The organism is Acinetobacter sp. NPDC052428 (assembly GCF_044547685.1).
Lineage (GTDB): Bacteria > Pseudomonadota > Gammaproteobacteria > Pseudomonadales > Moraxellaceae > Acinetobacter > Acinetobacter lwoffii_G.
Map to the genome: position 1 here is coordinate 169821 of NZ_JBIUAT010000001.1, position 14169 is coordinate 183989.

Sequence of the window (14169 nt, forward strand, 5' to 3'; positions counted from 1 at the left end):
GAGTAATGGTTCATGGCTCAATTCTTTATTCATCGCCCGATTTTCGCTTGGGTGATTGCATTGGTGATTATGCTGGCGGGTATTTTAACCATCAGTAAAATGCCGATTGCACAATATCCAACCATCGCACCACCAACCGTAACCATTTCTGCGACTTATCCGGGTGCATCTGCTGAAACTGTTGAAAATACAGTGACCCAGATCATCGAGCAGCAGATGAACGGTATGGATGGCTTGCGCTATATCTCGTCTAACAGTGCGGGTAATGGTTCTTCGTCTATTTCCTTGAACTTTGACCAGGGTGTCGATCCTGATATCGCACAGGTTCAGGTTCAAAACAAATTACAGTCTGCGACTGCCCTGCTGCCTGAAGATGTACAGCGTCAGGGTGTGCGGGTGACCAAATCGGGCGCCAGCTTCCTACAAGTTTTGGCATTCTATTCACCTGATAGCAGCCTGACCGCAGATGACATCAAAGACTATGTTAACTCGAATATTGCTGAGCCTTTAAGCCGTGTGGCCGGGGTTGGTGAAGTTCAGGTCTTTGGTGGTTCTTATGCGATGCGTATCTGGCTGGATCCAGCCAAAATGGCCAGCCTGCAAGTGACGCCAAGTGATATTGCTACTGCAATCCGTACCCAAAACGCACAGGTTGCCGTAGGTCAGTTGGGTGGCGCGCCTGCAGTTCAAGGACAAGTGTTAAATGCGACGGTAACGGCTCAAAGTCTGTTACAAACGCCGGAACAGTTCAGCAATATCTTCCTGAAAAATGCCACTTCGGGTGCGCAAGTTCGTTTAGGTGATGTTGCACGAGTTGAACTTGGTGCAGATAACTATCAGTTCGATTCTAAATTTAATGGCAAACCGGCTGGTGGTGTAGCAATTAAACTTGCGACTGGCGCCAATGCCCTGGATACCGCACAAGCGGTTGAAGAGCGTTTAAAACAGTTACGTCCAAACTATCCGCAAGGCATGGTCGACCAACTGGCGTTTGATACAACACCATTTATTGAACTGTCGATTAAGAGTGTAGTTAAAACCCTGATCGAAGCGATTATTCTGGTGTTCCTGGTCATGTTCCTGTTCTTGCAGAACTGGCGTGCCACCATCATTCCAACCATGGCGGTTCCAGTCGTTGTATTAGGTACATTTGCCGTCATTAACATCTTTGGCTTCTCGATTAATACCCTGACCATGTTTGCCATGGTGTTGGCGATTGGTCTTCTGGTGGATGACGCGATTGTTGTGGTCGAGAACGTCGAACGGGTCATGGTGGAAGAACATCTCGATCCGGTGGCTGCAACTGAAAAATCAATGAAACAGATTTCTGGCGCATTGATTGGTATTACCTCGGTGCTGTCGGCAGTATTCGTTCCAATGGCTTTCTTCGGTGGAACCACCGGGGTCATTTATCGCCAGTTTTCGATTACGCTGGTAACAGCGATGGTCTTGTCACTGGTGGTTGCCTTAACCTTTACCCCTGCCCTATGTGCGACCCTGCTGAAACAGCATGATCCGAACAAGCCGGAAAGTAATGGTATTTTTGCGCGTTTCTTCCGCTGGTTTAATAGCAGTTTTGATAAGGTCTCTGTGAAATATCAGGGCGGCGTCAACCGTATGACTCACAGCAAGATTTTCTCAGGCGTGGTGTATGCCGTGGTACTGGGTATTATTGTGCTGTTGTTCCAGAAACTGCCTTCTTCGTTCCTACCTGATGAAGATCAGGGCGTGGTCATGACGCTGGTTCAGTTACCGCCAAATGCTACCTTGGAACGTACCGACAAAGTGGTCAGCACCATGACCAACTATTTCTTGGAAAACGAGAAAGAGCATGTCGAATCCGTCTTTAGTGTGGCAGGTTTCTCCTTCACGGGTGTGGGACAAAACGCAGGTCTGGCATTTATTAAACTGAAAGACTGGTCAGAGCGTCACAGTCCGGAATCTCAAATCGGTGCCATTATTCAACGTGGTATGGCGCTAAACATGATTGTCAAAGATGCGTCTTACATCATGCCACTGCAATTACCTGCAATGCCTGAACTGGGTGTGTCGGCTGGCTTTAACTTACAGCTCAAAGCTGCAAGTGGTCAAAGTCATGATCAGCTCCTGGCAGCACGTAATACGATTCTCGGTCTAGCAGCACAAGACTCGCGTCTGGCTGGTGTACGTCCGAATGGTCAGGAAGATACTCCACAGTACCGTGTCATTGTCGATCATGCACAAGCCGGTGCATTGGGCGTGAGTGTTGCTGAAATTAACAGTACCATGGGTATAGCTTGGGGCGGTTCGTATATCAATGACTTCATTGATCGCGGTCGTGTCAAGAAAGTCTATGTTCAGGGTGAAGCTGGCTCGCGGATGATGCCGGAAGATCTGGACCAATGGTATGTACGTAATAACCGCGGTGAAATGGTGCCATTCTCGGCGTTTGCTACAGGCGAATGGACCTACGGTTCACCACGTCTTGAGCGTTATAACGGCGTATCGTCCATGAACATTCAGGGTACACCTGCTCCGGGTATCAGCTCAGGTGATGCGATGGTGGCCATGGAAGAAATCGTGGCGAAGTTACCAGAAATGGGCTTGCAAGGTTTCGACTTCGAATGGACAGGTCTGTCTTTGGAAGAGCGTGAATCTGGTGCACAGGCGCCCTTCCTGTATGCCTTGTCACTGCTGATCGTCTTCCTATGTCTGGCAGCCCTATATGAAAGCTGGTCGATTCCGTTCTCGGTTCTACTGGTGGTGCCATTGGGTATTGTCGGTGCATTATTACTCACCTTTGGTGGAATGGTGCTGCTGCAAAACCCGAACCTGTCGAATAACATTTACTTCCAGGTGGCGATTATTGCCGTGATTGGTCTTTCTGCGAAAAACGCGATCTTGATTGTCGAGTTTGCGAAAGAATTGCAGGAACAAGGTGAAGAGTTATTTGAAGCGACCTTGCATGCGGCAAAAATGCGTTTACGTCCAATTATCATGACCACATTGGCCTTTGGTTTTGGTGTATTACCGCTTGCTCTGGCTTCAGGGGCGGGTGCAGGTAGCCAGCACTCAGTCGGTTATGGCGTACTCGGCGGCGTGATCAGCTCGACCTTGTTAGGTATCTTCTTTATCCCGGTATTCTATGTCTGGATTCGAAGTGTCTTTAAATACAAACCAAAACAACAAAATCAGGAGTATAAGTCGTAATGCAAAATGTATGGTCTATTACAGGTCGTAGCATTGCGGTATCTGCCCTTGCGCTTGCTTTGACGGCTTGTCAAAGCATGCGCAGTCCAGAGCCGGTTGCGCAGGCAGATATCCCGAGCAGCTATACCAATGCGTCTGGTACTTCTGTAGCAGAACAAGGTTATAAAAACTTTTTTGCTGATCAGCGCCTGTTACAGGTGCTGGATCTGGCATTAAACAATAACCGTGATTTGCGTATTGCTGCCCTCAATATTCAACGAGCTCAGCAACAGTATCAGATTACTGAAAACAACCAGTTACCGACGATCGGTGCCAGTGGTAGCGTATTACGCCAGGACACCATGAATTCCCAGAATCGTGGTGCAGTGACGACTTATAATGTCGGACTTGGTGTAACTGCGTATGAACTGGATTTTTGGGGACGTGTCCGCAGCTTGCGTGACAATGCGCTAGATAACTTCTTAGCGACCCAAAGTGCTCGAGATGCGACGCAAATTGCCTTGATTGGTCAGGTGTCTCAGGCTTGGCTTAGCTATTCGTTTGCCAATGCCAATCTGGCTTTAGCTGAACAAACGCTGAAAGCCCAGCTTGAATCTTTCAATCTGAACAAAAAACGTTTTGATGTCGGGATTGATAGCGAGCTTCCAGTACGTCAGGCACAGATCTCGGTTGAAACCGCACGTAATGATGTTGCGAATTACCGCACTCAGGTAGCACAGGTACAAAACCTGTTAAACCTGCTGGTCGGTCAGCAAGTGCCTGCGAATTTATTACCAGCACAACGCGTGACCCGCATCACCTCCAATACTGCATTGGGTTCAGGCTTGCCAAGTGATCTGCTGATTAACCGTCCAGATGTTCGTGCAGCAGAATACCGTCTGTCTGCGGCAGGTGCCAATATTGCGGCAGCACGTGCACGTTTGTTCCCGACGATTAGTCTGACCGGTTCAGCAGGTTATGCCTCTACTGATTTAGGCGACCTGTTTAAATCGGGCAGTTTTGCCTGGTCATTTGGTCCGAGTCTGGATATTCCAATTTTTGATTGGGGTACCCGTCAAGCCAATATCCGTATTTCTGAAACCGATCAGCAAATTGCCTTGTCAGATTACGAAAAGTCGATTCAGACTGCTTTCCGTGAAGTGAATGATGCCTTGGCAGTACGTCAGAATATTGGTGACCGTCTTGCAGCTCAGCGCCGTCTGGTCGAAGCAACCAAGACCACCTATCGCTTGTCACAGGCACGTTTCCGCGCCGGAATTGACAGCTATCTGACGGTACTGGATGCACAGCGTGCGTCTTATGCAGCAGAACAAGGTTTGTTATTGCTTGAACAGGCCAATCTGAACAATCAGGTTGAAGTCTACAAAACCCTGGGGGGCGGCTTGAAAGTCAATACGACGGATACCTTGCCGAATACACCGTCTGTATCTGAACAGCGCCGTGCGGCAGAACAACCAGCGCAATAAATTCCAGACAGATCAGGAAAAGCTCACTTCGGTGGGCTTTTTTTTATTGCATTTTCGAGGCAGTTTTCCTATTGTCATAGACCAGCGATTTATTTAGAAAACATGCACATGTTACTTAGCAATCTGGAATCTGTACCGGGACATACCATTCGCCAGCAAATTGATGTGGTGTATGGCAGTACCGTACGCAGCAAACATGTCGGACGTGACTTATTGGCCGGCCTGAAAAATATTGTCGGTGGTGAGCTTACCGCCTATACCGAACTGCTGGAAGAATCACGACAGGAAGCCATGAACCGCATGATTGAAAAAGCCCGTAGTAGGGGTGCCAATGCGATTGTCGGCATTCGTTTCTCGACCTCTAATATCGCCCAAGGTGCTTCTGAACTCTTTGTTTATGGGACAGCCGTAGTCGTTGATCCGATCATGCCGAAATTGCCCGACCCTTTTCCGCAGGCAGATTAAAGCATGGATGGTTTAATTCTCCAGATCATCATTTTTGCCATTCTGTTTTGTGTCGGTTTCGGTTTTGGACGTTATAACGAAGGTAAACATTTTCGTTATCTGGATGAACAGGAACAACGTCTGGCATATATCCGGGTTAATAATAGCCGCTTCGCTGTGTCTGAATATTCCGGACAGATGATCAGCAGCAATGTGGTCATTTCCCATGATTATTTTAAATATGCGATTGCCAATGTGCAGAATATACTTGGTGGTCGTCTGACCAGCTATGAAAGTGTAGTAGAACGTGCAAGACGTGAAGCGATTGTACGTTTAAAACTCGAAGCCGAAAAAATCGGGGCGACTCAGATTATGGGTATTCGGCTCAGCACCACTGAACTCGGTATGCAAGGTGGCATGGTGGAAGTCTTTGCTTATGGCACTGCAATCCAACAACCCGCTCAATCCGTTTAAACATCGGTTCAAAAAAAAATTTATCGAGAGGATCACGCCTGCTGCGCGATCCGCGCAGTCAAATTAGTTCGACACCTTTAGGAAGAAATGTCGTAGAGGAAATAACTGAGGCTGATACTCAGGCCGGTGCAATCTTCTTTATTGCAAACGGTTCTGTGCTAGGATCTTGAGAAGTCAGCAAAACAAATATAAATGGCATGATGCAGCTTCTTCAATCTATAAAAACGCCACTTCAATCCCGTCTGTATTTCTTTATTATTTTCCCAGCCATCATTGGATTTTATCTGGTTTTACAGACAGTCACCCCTTTGAGCTGGTCAAGCTGCCTCTTGATCAGCTGGAATATCGCGATTTACGCTTATTTATTATTGACCATAAAAAAACTCTGGCGTATTGATCATGCTCATATTCTGCAACGCGCCATGCAACAAGATGCCAGCAAATGGATCATTCTGTTTCTAGTGATCATCACCCTGATCATGTGTTTTATTGCGATTATTATTGAAATTAATCATTTACCCCAAGACACCACTATTCGAACCGGTCATTTAATCTTGTCAGTTCTGACCATTATTTCAGCCTGGTTCTTGATGCATACGATTTTTGCAATTCATTATGCACATGACTTTTATTTGGCGCTCGACAAACAGCAACAAGGTGGACTGGATTTTCCCAATACCACCAGACCGACTTATCCAGACTTTTTATATTTTAGTTATATCATCGGGACTTCTGCGCAAACTGCAGATGTATCCATTACTTGCCAATCCATGCGAGTCTTGAATACCCTACATTTGCTTTTGGCTTACGGATTCAATACCACTATTCTGGCCATCAGCATTAACGTGACGGCAAACTTTATCAGCACTTAAAAAAGTTTTTTGGATAGTGGCAGTCACCCTGAAAATGGCGATCTACCGCCCAATCAACTACCACTATCCTGCGTCTAACCTGACCAGTTTTTAAATTAGGTCAATCACACTATTTGATTGCTTCAAGCGGTGAGACCTTTACGCAATTCATCTTCGACAATGCTGAGTTCAATTTCACTAAATTTACGAATCTCACCTTCAGCATGCTTTTCTAGCATGCCACCTAGTAAAGGCACTTTGACTTTGACTGTCCAGTTTAACTGGAACTGGATCTGGTCTTGATCTCCGGTGACTGCACGCTGACAGATGGCCTCGATCGGTAAGTTCGCACCGAGTTGTACCGTCGAAGTCATTTCATTCAGATCGCTGACATCGGTACGCTGCAAACGGAATGCATCTTTGAGTAATTTTTTTGCGATATCCGGAATATTAACATCCAGATTATAAGCACGTTTCAGGGTATACATATGCCCCTGCTTTTCCGAAACCAGGATTTCCAAGTTTTGCGCAGGAATTCGATGGCAAACTGCCTCATGCAAACGAATATCATTGGCCAAACGCTTAAATTCATCAATAGACACGCCATTGATAATTGCTTTCACGGTGAACTGATGTGCCATGCTATTTTTTCCTTATTTTTATTACGATATTCGCCTATGCCACTCTCGGCTGATGCGAATAAAAATCAGATACAGAGATGACTCTGCAATTTATATCAACTTTATAGCGGATGTCATTATTCTTTTATCGGGAAATGCCGGCAGTCCGGTCAATGTTTGCAACATAGTTTTACTGAAAGCTGTGCCTGTCCACAGCTGATCTGTAGCTGCGCTTCGCCATAATAGATCACAGCATGAAACTCATCGGCACCATCATCCAGACCGGAAACATAGTATTCAGTTCCAACCGGGAAAGCTTGCAACCAGTCAGCCTTATAAAAATCCGAGACCGAATCAAACTGTAAATACTGTTCAGGCTCAGCTTCGATCTTCATCGCCAGAGCAATAAACTTCTGTAATTTTGCTTGATGAAAATCAATGATCATAGCGCTCCTGCCTTTTTAGTCCGGATCATTGCTCGCCAGACTCCGTACATTCTAAACGACTATTTCAAGAATAGGACTCGCGAGTCTTGAGGTTTTTCTAGCGCAAGATTATGGCTTAAAGGAGATAAATTATATGGGCTATTTCCGCCAAGAGGCAGAAAAAAATCTGAGCTAAGGCATGAGATACCTTTTCTGAATTATAATGGCTTAAGTACGTAGCCTGAGATCTTCAATCGTACAGAATGACTGAAAGTTGTGTTCTAAGCACAGTCAGAATGCAAAAGTTCCCTGCGAATTTCATGCCGGTGCTCTTCTCCAAAACGGTCGACATGTGCATAGAATACGCCATAGCGACCGACATAATATTCCAGTGACTGATCATAAAAATTCCAGAAAATAGACCATTCGCCTAAATCCATCTGACGAATCTGGGTGCCACTATGCATTGGCATTTTTTGTAATAGTTCTTGCTGTAACTGTTCGGCCTGTGCCCGATTCTCAATATGCACCTGCCGTTGAAAGAATAGCTGTGCCACATCGTCAAACAGTTCCAGTTCATAAGCATCCACCAGATGTACTTGCTGCTCTTGCTCGATGACCTCTTGCTCTGTCATGCTGGAAATCTGTGCCGGTTTTTCTGGACGCTGACGCGCCAGATGGCGCTGAGCTTTATAGATCTTTCTGCCGACGAGCCAGGCAGCATTCAACATGAATAAAACACATAACAACAGCAGTAATTTCAGCATGGTGGATGATCTCATGTGACTAATTTTATTTTTATGGTTATAGGATCAAGATTCATTTGAATAGTCCCTTTTGACCCAGCATACGTCTATTTTTTATACAGTGCAAACTTGAGGCTTATTTTTACTATTTATCTTCTCTGCTTGCTCATTTTACCCAGATTCGAACTTCGATTTATTTAAAAATTGATTTACTTTGATTTTTTATTTTTAACTCCCTAATGAGATTCAAGAACTTGAGATAAACAAACAGGACAAATCAGAAACAGAACAGATCTTCACATGGATAAATCACGGAAAATATTCTCAAAAAACTACAATATTGTTCTGTTTTTTACCCTCTTCTTTTTTATCAAATAAACCTTCCCTATAAATGTTCGAGAAAATGAATAATATTATGATTCGTGAAGGGAGGGTCGAAGATATACCTCAAATTATTCAGGTCATTCATGACAGCATTCAGTCCTGTGTACTGGATCATCAGCGTGAAGAAAGCAAAATTCAAACCTGGCTAGAAAAGTTTGATCATGCCAGCCTGATTGTCGATATGCTGTATAACGATTGCTGGGTTTATCTCATCTATGACAAGGTCGTCGGATTCTTATTGGTCAGTGATGCTGGAGAAATCCGGATGCATTATGTGGTCCAACACTGCCAAAGACTGGGGTTCGGCACCGAGTTATTTCAACAAATGCATCGCACTTTATTAAAGAAAAAAATTCATCAGATTGAAATACAATCTACCCAAACTGCCTTAAGTTATTATCAGCACTGCGGCTTTCATCCACATTCTGCCGAGTCAGAAGATGAATCGCGCTATCTGTATAAATATGTTTTTTAATCGACCTCTTTTTCAATTTTTAACTGATCACGTCCTGCCTGTTTAGCGGCGTAGAGCTGCACATCTGCCGCTTTCATCAATTCATGAATATCTGCATAGCCATGGTTTTGTTCAACCCAGGCCGCGCCCATACTAACCGTAACATAATCTTTTGCATCTGGCCGATTCAGATGTTGCATACGCTGTTCCCGAATCTGGTTTAACACATTTTCCAGATTTTTCAGGGCAGTTTGCACCGGCATTCCAGTGAGCAGAATCGCAAACTCTTCACCACCATAACGTGCCAGATAGCCAGACGATGGCAAAGCAGACTGAATAATCCTGACCAGATTTTTCAGGATTTCATCGCCTTTTAAGTGGCCATAGTAGTCATTATAGTTTTTAAAAAAATCGACATCGAGCATGGCAAAAATCAAGGTATGTTGCGGCTGTTGTTGGGTCTGTAAAAACTGCTGCTGGATTTCATGATTTAAGGCACGCCGGTTAAAAGCCCCGGTCAATGCATCAATATTCATCTGCTGTTCCAGTTTGGCATTTACTTCACGCAGCTGCTGGGTGCGTTCTTTAACTTTTTGATCGAGCGAATTATTGAGGGCGATCAGGTTCAGGTTCAGCTGTTCAGTCTCATAAGTTTGATGTGCATAATGTCTAGACTGCTGAAACATGATTAATAAGGCATAGATACTGGTTGAGATAAAGAACAGATGCGTGGTTTTAATTACATTGATCAGCAATAGATAATCATTCAAAAAAGTTAGACAGAGGAAAATAATTGCAATCAGATTTAAAAGCGAATAATGCTCTTTATAACGTAAGGTCTGATAAAAACCGTAAATAAAATTACCGATGATGACCAAGGCAAAAATCGCACTAAATAGGGCCAGACGTTCAAATATCTCAGGAGGTGAAAATAGGGTGAAAGTAATGTTAAAAACCAGTAATGCCACTGCGATATAATAAATCACCGGATTTAGATAGCGCCGGTTAAACAGATGCATATAGCTGAGAAAAAAGAAGGCAGCAATAAAAGTAAACAGATACTCTAAGCGGGTTCCCCACAGCCAGTTGATATTGGTAAATACCGAATAGGCATAAGGTGCAGAAAACAGGTTATGCAGGGCTAAAAAGACAATAAACCAGCCAAAAACAAAGATACTTTTACTGTTACGTTCTTGTGATCCCCTGAATACCGAAAATAGAATAGTAAACATCCCCACCCCAAGCACCGCCCCACACACCATGGCGATACTCATCATGAGCTGCTGGAATTGGCGATTGATGGTAGCTGCAACGCCGATCTGCATTGGTCGTTCGAGACCGCCATGCAAGTGGGTATAATTGGAAGCCTGAATGCTTAAGGTAATATACTCAGTGTCTAGAACAAAATAGCCAATACGCGGTGCTTTCTCAGTCACCTGTTTGTCAGGTGTGGTACTGATTTCTCCGAGCCGGACAATAAACTGTCCATTGACATATACCCGATAGGCGCCGTATTGGGTTGGAATCCGAATCGCGATGCGTCGCCCGAGAAATTCTTTCGGAATTTTAAAATAACCAATAAAGGTACCGTAGCCAGAGTTTGAACCCGCTAGAGTTTTAAAAGAGGCTGGCAATTCAACTGTTTTTGACTGGAGTACGGGGCTGGGCTGAACAATAAACTGACTCGGATAAAACAGCCATTTTCCCTGCAAGGCACTAGTGCTATGTTCGGTAAAATGAACTTCAGTAATATGGTCGTGAGATTGCTGCTGAAATGACGGCGAAGGGAGTTCATCCTGAGCGATTGCTGAACTTATGATGCAAGTCATCCAGCTCAAGGCACAGACAAATACGAAAAAACAGACATTCCTTATCAAGTTATGCAAATACGTTCTATCTCAAGATAATTCTTTATTATTCTTATAATTTACAAGGAATATTTTTGATTTCAAATCTTTTTAGATGTTTTTTGTAGCTTCTCCGGCACAGCCTATTTGGAAGCAACTGCACCGGAACCAGCGTATATCTTTGAATAAAAAATATAACTTATATTCAGCCAGTTAAATCATTTTAATCACGTGTTTTTACGTCAAACAGTTCAATTTCAAAAATCAGGTTGGAATTGGCTGGAATGACTTTACCCATTTTACGTTCGCCATAGGCCAAATGTGCAGGCACCATCAGTTTACGCTTACCGCCAACTTTCATTCCCAGAATCCCCTGATCCCAACCTTTAATCACACGACCTGTGCCAATGACTGTTTCAAAATAATTACCGCGGTCAATTGAAGAATCGAACTTGGTTCCATCTTCCAGCCAGCCAGTATAGTGCGTGGTAATTAAAGCACCTTTCACCGCTTCTTTACCTTCGCCTACTTTTAAATCAATAATTTCAAGTTCGTTGATCATGGTTATTTACCTGAGAGGGGCATAAAATTCAAAGCTCAGTATAAACCGGATTGCTCTGTTTTTTTAAGTCTGGGCCATTGATGGGTTAAAAGCTGAGTTCCTGAATATTCTTGTCATTGAGTAAATGCTGGGTTAATTCTTGATGATTCTTGGCCGATCCCATCAGAATCCAGCGTCCGACAATCTGTTGCTCAATTTTTTTTTGTGAGGAATGCACTACTTTTAACTGATAACGTTTAAATAGCATTTCGTAGTGATTGGAATCATTTTGATCAAATGGGCAGACGATTTCATAGCTGCGTTCCTGATTCAGAGATTCGATACCGCGCTGAACATACATTAATAGAACCAGCACCGCCATGACAATAAAAGTAGCCCAAATACTTAAGAGTTCATAGCCAGCACCGACTGCCATGCCGAGTGCTGCCGTCATCCAGATGGTAGTCGCGGTGGTAATTCCAGAAATACGGTTATCATCTTTCAGGATAACACCGGCACCCAGAAAACCCAGTCCAGTCAAGACATTAGCGGCCAGCCGGTCAGGATTGGCCACGCCTATTTTCAGAGAGATAATGGTAAATAAACAGGAACTCAGACTGACCATAATCATGGTACGCAGTCCGGCAGATTTACTATGATACTCACGCTCTGCACCAATAATTGCGCCGATCGCGACAGCCAGCAGTAAATCATAAAGTTCATGGTACATGGTGCAGCCCTGCGTATTCTTATCCCTCAGATATACGCAATTTGAGCTACAGGATACAAGTCCAGACTTGCATCCTTATTTGGCCTTATTGTAACTGTTCCCACTCCACCAGCACCTGGCCCTGATCACCGATCAAGGTCCATTCACCATCCATCACATTGAGCTGTAACTGCATGGTGCGTTCGCATAATTGTGGCAATGCGTCGGTGGTTGCGGTAGATAACTTCCACACTTCCACATTTTTTAAGGTTTTTAATTTGCTGCTGCGCTTATACCATTCATCCACCGCAGAACCATAGGTGACAACTGCGACCTGCTTGCAACGCGCACTGGCCTTTTTGACTTTATCTTCATCCGGGCTACCGACTTCAATCCATTTGACCAGTTGACCGGTCAGATCTTTTTCCCAGAGTGCCGGTTCATCGGTTTCAAAAAGATCCTTGGTAAATTCCAGCGCTTCATCGGCATAGCGTGCATAGGCCAGAATACGCACCATCAAGCGTTCAATGGTTTCTGAAGGATGCAGCGCCATCGTCAGCTGATAGTCTGCATAACGATGCGTATCCATGTCCGCAATATTCAAATCAACCTTATAAATCGTCGCTTTTAACGCCATCACATAATCCTCAAATTTGGCGCCTAGCATATAAGATTTAGCGCTATTTTGCTGAACAGATTTAGGCCAATAATTCATTCAGCGCACTAGAAACAGTACCATTATTTCTCTGGATCCATACGACATTGCATCAGGGCAGTTTCAAAGGCCAGCCAATCCCGTGACTGTTGATAAATCACTTCCACCCGGTTATCAATGCCTTCATCTGCCGACTGATAATTAAACTGCTCCGGATTAAAATTAAAGCTTTTCCAGCCTTGATCCGTATTAAAAATTCCCTTTATTCTGAGCCAGTCTTTTTGTTCACAGAGCAGATCCAGCAGATCATAAAAATTAAATTGCCAGCGTTTTGGAAATTTCCAGCCAGCGACCTGATAACCCTGCGCACTTTCTACATAATGATAAGGCATCTGCTGAATCACTACGGGCGTATCCGCTGAACGGGTGATCTGTTGCTGTTTTAACAAAGGCTGAATCTGACGGGCAGAACCCCGATAGTCCTGCTTGATCTGTTCGATATCGAGCTGTCCATGCTCGGTGAACAGCCACTGTTGCGCATAAGGTTGATATTCTGCCTGAAGCTGCGTGAGCGCTGCGTGATCGGCGGCTGTCATCAAGTCAGTATGTGAAATCACTACAATATGCGCTGCCTTGAGTTGGTCCGCATACAGGTTTTGCTGAGTCCAGTCCCGGTCATGCAAACGCGAACCATCTACCACAGTGACTAAAGCCTGCATGTTTAAATGACTCTGCCAGTGCGGTTCGGTCAACTGTTCCAGTAATTGTCTCGGGTGTCCCAGCCCAGTAGGTTCGATAAACAGACGATCCGGTTTCACCTCTGACAGCAGGCGTGACAAGGCGATCTGCATCGGTAACTGGCTACTGCAACATAGACAACCACCCAACAGCTCTTTGACCGCATAACCCTGATCTTGCGGCAATAACTGCTGGTCTACCCCAATCTGGCCAAATTCATTCATTAGCACCGCCCAGATTTCCTGTTCCGGTTTTTGCTGTAGTAAATGTTTGAGTAGTGTGGTTTTACCTGCACCCAAAAATCCAGAAATGATATGGACAGGAATAGCCTGCGACGCTGACAGAATTTTCAAAATCGGCTCTCAAGAAATTGAATAGAAATAGCAATGCTCTGCATTATAAAGCACAGTATGACTTTAAAATGCGTGTTCTTCGCAAACACGGTGTGAAAATCACAGAGATAAAAATTAATGGAATGATCCAAAATTACCAATTTTCTATGTTAACTTTTATTTCAAATTTGATTTTTGAAATATTCATACACACTTTCATTAAATAAAACTCTGCATAATTAACAGAAATAAAACAATTTTCTCAGTTTTGTATCAGCTCAGTTATTACCTGCG

General features: G+C 44.3%; 14 protein-coding genes. 6 read left to right on the forward strand and 8 right to left on the reverse strand.

All coding sequences use genetic code 11. From position 1 onward, the window contains the following. Positions 1-12: 12 nt before the first annotated feature. From ACIG3F_RS00835 to ACIG3F_RS00855, 5 genes are all read left to right on the forward strand, one after another. The gene (locus ACIG3F_RS00835; protein WP_253174392.1) at positions 13-3189 is read left to right on the forward strand and encodes an efflux RND transporter permease subunit; all 3177 of its coding nucleotides are present in this window, start codon (positions 13-15) and stop codon (positions 3187-3189) included. After that, on the forward strand, positions 3189-4655 hold the full coding sequence (adeK, locus tag ACIG3F_RS00840; protein WP_396468962.1) for a multidrug efflux RND transporter AdeIJK outer membrane channel subunit AdeK: 1467 nt from the start codon (positions 3189-3191) through the stop codon (positions 4653-4655). Before ACIG3F_RS00835 ends, adeK begins: the two co-directional genes overlap by 1 nt. A 108-nt stretch (positions 4656-4763) precedes the next feature. Next, the gene (locus tag ACIG3F_RS00845; protein ID WP_004280648.1) at positions 4764-5120 is read left to right on the forward strand and encodes a YbjQ family protein; all 357 of its coding nucleotides are present in this window, start codon (positions 4764-4766) and stop codon (positions 5118-5120) included. A 3-nt stretch (positions 5121-5123) separates the two neighbouring features. After that, complete coding sequence (locus ACIG3F_RS00850; RefSeq protein ID WP_180086332.1) at positions 5124-5573, forward strand: YbjQ family protein; 450 nt, start codon at positions 5124-5126, stop codon at positions 5571-5573. A gap of 197 nt (positions 5574-5770) precedes the next feature. Beyond that, positions 5771-6445 (forward strand): DUF1345 domain-containing protein, encoded by a 675-nt coding sequence (locus ACIG3F_RS00855; protein WP_396468965.1) that lies wholly within the window; start codon positions 5771-5773, stop codon positions 6443-6445. A 122-nt stretch (positions 6446-6567) separates the two neighbouring features. On the opposite strand, the gene ACIG3F_RS00860 is transcribed toward ACIG3F_RS00855, so the two are convergent. The 3 genes from ACIG3F_RS00860 to ACIG3F_RS00870 all read right to left on the reverse strand — a co-directional run bounded on the left by ACIG3F_RS00860 (position 6568) and on the right by ACIG3F_RS00870 (position 8236). Next, entirely contained in the window at positions 6568-7065 is a 498-nt protein-coding gene (locus tag ACIG3F_RS00860; protein ID WP_180086336.1) for a DUF2505 family protein, read from the reverse strand. A gap of 149 nt (positions 7066-7214) precedes the next feature. Next, positions 7215-7490, reverse strand: coding sequence for a hypothetical protein (locus ACIG3F_RS00865; RefSeq protein ID WP_005106290.1), 276 nt, complete (start codon positions 7488-7490; stop codon positions 7215-7217). Positions 7491-7750: 260 nt separating this feature from the next. Next, the gene (locus ACIG3F_RS00870) at positions 7751-8236 is read right to left on the reverse strand and encodes a hypothetical protein (RefSeq protein ID WP_396468968.1); all 486 of its coding nucleotides are present in this window, start codon (positions 8234-8236) and stop codon (positions 7751-7753) included. A gap of 370 nt (positions 8237-8606) precedes the next feature. Here ACIG3F_RS00870 and ACIG3F_RS00875 point away from each other — a divergent pair, with 370 nt between their 5' ends. Then, a complete protein-coding gene (locus ACIG3F_RS00875; RefSeq protein WP_396468970.1) occupies positions 8607-9074 on the forward strand; it encodes a GNAT family N-acetyltransferase in 468 nt (155 codons plus the stop codon). Here the strand turns inward: ACIG3F_RS00875 and ACIG3F_RS00880 are convergent. From ACIG3F_RS00880 to ACIG3F_RS00900, 5 genes are all read right to left on the reverse strand, one after another. Continuing rightward, positions 9071-10882 carry a diguanylate cyclase domain-containing protein gene (locus ACIG3F_RS00880; RefSeq protein WP_396468972.1) on the reverse strand — a complete coding sequence of 604 codons (1812 nt, stop codon included), beginning with the start codon at positions 10880-10882 and terminating at the stop codon, positions 9071-9073. The two genes, ACIG3F_RS00875 and ACIG3F_RS00880, sit on opposite strands and share 4 nt — an antisense overlap. A gap of 241 nt (positions 10883-11123) precedes the next feature. Then, the gene (locus ACIG3F_RS00885) at positions 11124-11462 is read right to left on the reverse strand and encodes an FKBP-type peptidyl-prolyl cis-trans isomerase (RefSeq protein ID WP_004280661.1); all 339 of its coding nucleotides are present in this window, start codon (positions 11460-11462) and stop codon (positions 11124-11126) included. A gap of 85 nt (positions 11463-11547) precedes the next feature. Next, positions 11548-12171 (reverse strand): MgtC/SapB family protein, encoded by a 624-nt coding sequence (locus ACIG3F_RS00890; RefSeq protein ID WP_396468975.1) that lies wholly within the window; start codon positions 12169-12171, stop codon positions 11548-11550. Positions 12172-12256: 85 nt separating this feature from the next. Continuing rightward, entirely contained in the window at positions 12257-12787 is a 531-nt protein-coding gene (locus ACIG3F_RS00895; RefSeq protein ID WP_026056583.1) for a YaeQ family protein, read from the reverse strand. 101 nt (positions 12788-12888) lie between these two features. After that, positions 12889-13896 carry a CobW family GTP-binding protein gene (locus ACIG3F_RS00900; protein WP_396468977.1) on the reverse strand — a complete coding sequence of 336 codons (1008 nt, stop codon included), beginning with the start codon at positions 13894-13896 and terminating at the stop codon, positions 12889-12891. Between the last annotated feature and the right edge of the window lie 273 nt (positions 13897-14169).

Excerpts from the sequence above, each read along its gene's own strand:
- adeK (WP_396468962.1), top strand. The coding sequence starts at position 3,189 with ATGCAAAATGTATGGTCTATTACAGGTCGTAGCATTGCGGTATCTGCC.
- ACIG3F_RS00895 (WP_026056583.1), bottom strand. The coding sequence starts at position 12,787 with ATGGCGTTAAAAGCGACGATTTATAAGGTTGATTTGAATATTGCGGAC.
- ACIG3F_RS00865 (WP_005106290.1), bottom strand. The coding sequence starts at position 7,490 with ATGATCATTGATTTTCATCAAGCAAAATTACAGAAGTTTATTGCTCTG.
- ACIG3F_RS00850 (WP_180086332.1), top strand. The coding sequence starts at position 5,124 with ATGGATGGTTTAATTCTCCAGATCATCATTTTTGCCATTCTGTTTTGT.
- ACIG3F_RS00860 (WP_180086336.1), bottom strand. The coding sequence starts at position 7,065 with ATGGCACATCAGTTCACCGTGAAAGCAATTATCAATGGCGTGTCTATT.
- ACIG3F_RS00890 (WP_396468975.1), bottom strand. The coding sequence starts at position 12,171 with ATGTACCATGAACTTTATGATTTACTGCTGGCTGTCGCGATCGGCGCA.
- ACIG3F_RS00855 (WP_396468965.1), top strand. The coding sequence starts at position 5,771 with ATGATGCAGCTTCTTCAATCTATAAAAACGCCACTTCAATCCCGTCTG.
- ACIG3F_RS00880 (WP_396468972.1), bottom strand. The coding sequence starts at position 10,882 with ATGACTTGCATCATAAGTTCAGCAATCGCTCAGGATGAACTCCCTTCG.
- ACIG3F_RS00835 (WP_253174392.1), top strand. The coding sequence starts at position 13 with ATGGCTCAATTCTTTATTCATCGCCCGATTTTCGCTTGGGTGATTGCA.
- ACIG3F_RS00845 (WP_004280648.1), top strand. The coding sequence starts at position 4,764 with ATGTTACTTAGCAATCTGGAATCTGTACCGGGACATACCATTCGCCAG.
- ACIG3F_RS00875 (WP_396468970.1), top strand. The coding sequence starts at position 8,607 with ATGTTCGAGAAAATGAATAATATTATGATTCGTGAAGGGAGGGTCGAA.
- ACIG3F_RS00870 (WP_396468968.1), bottom strand. The coding sequence starts at position 8,236 with ATGCTGAAATTACTGCTGTTGTTATGTGTTTTATTCATGTTGAATGCT.
- ACIG3F_RS00885 (WP_004280661.1), bottom strand. The coding sequence starts at position 11,462 with ATGATCAACGAACTTGAAATTATTGATTTAAAAGTAGGCGAAGGTAAA.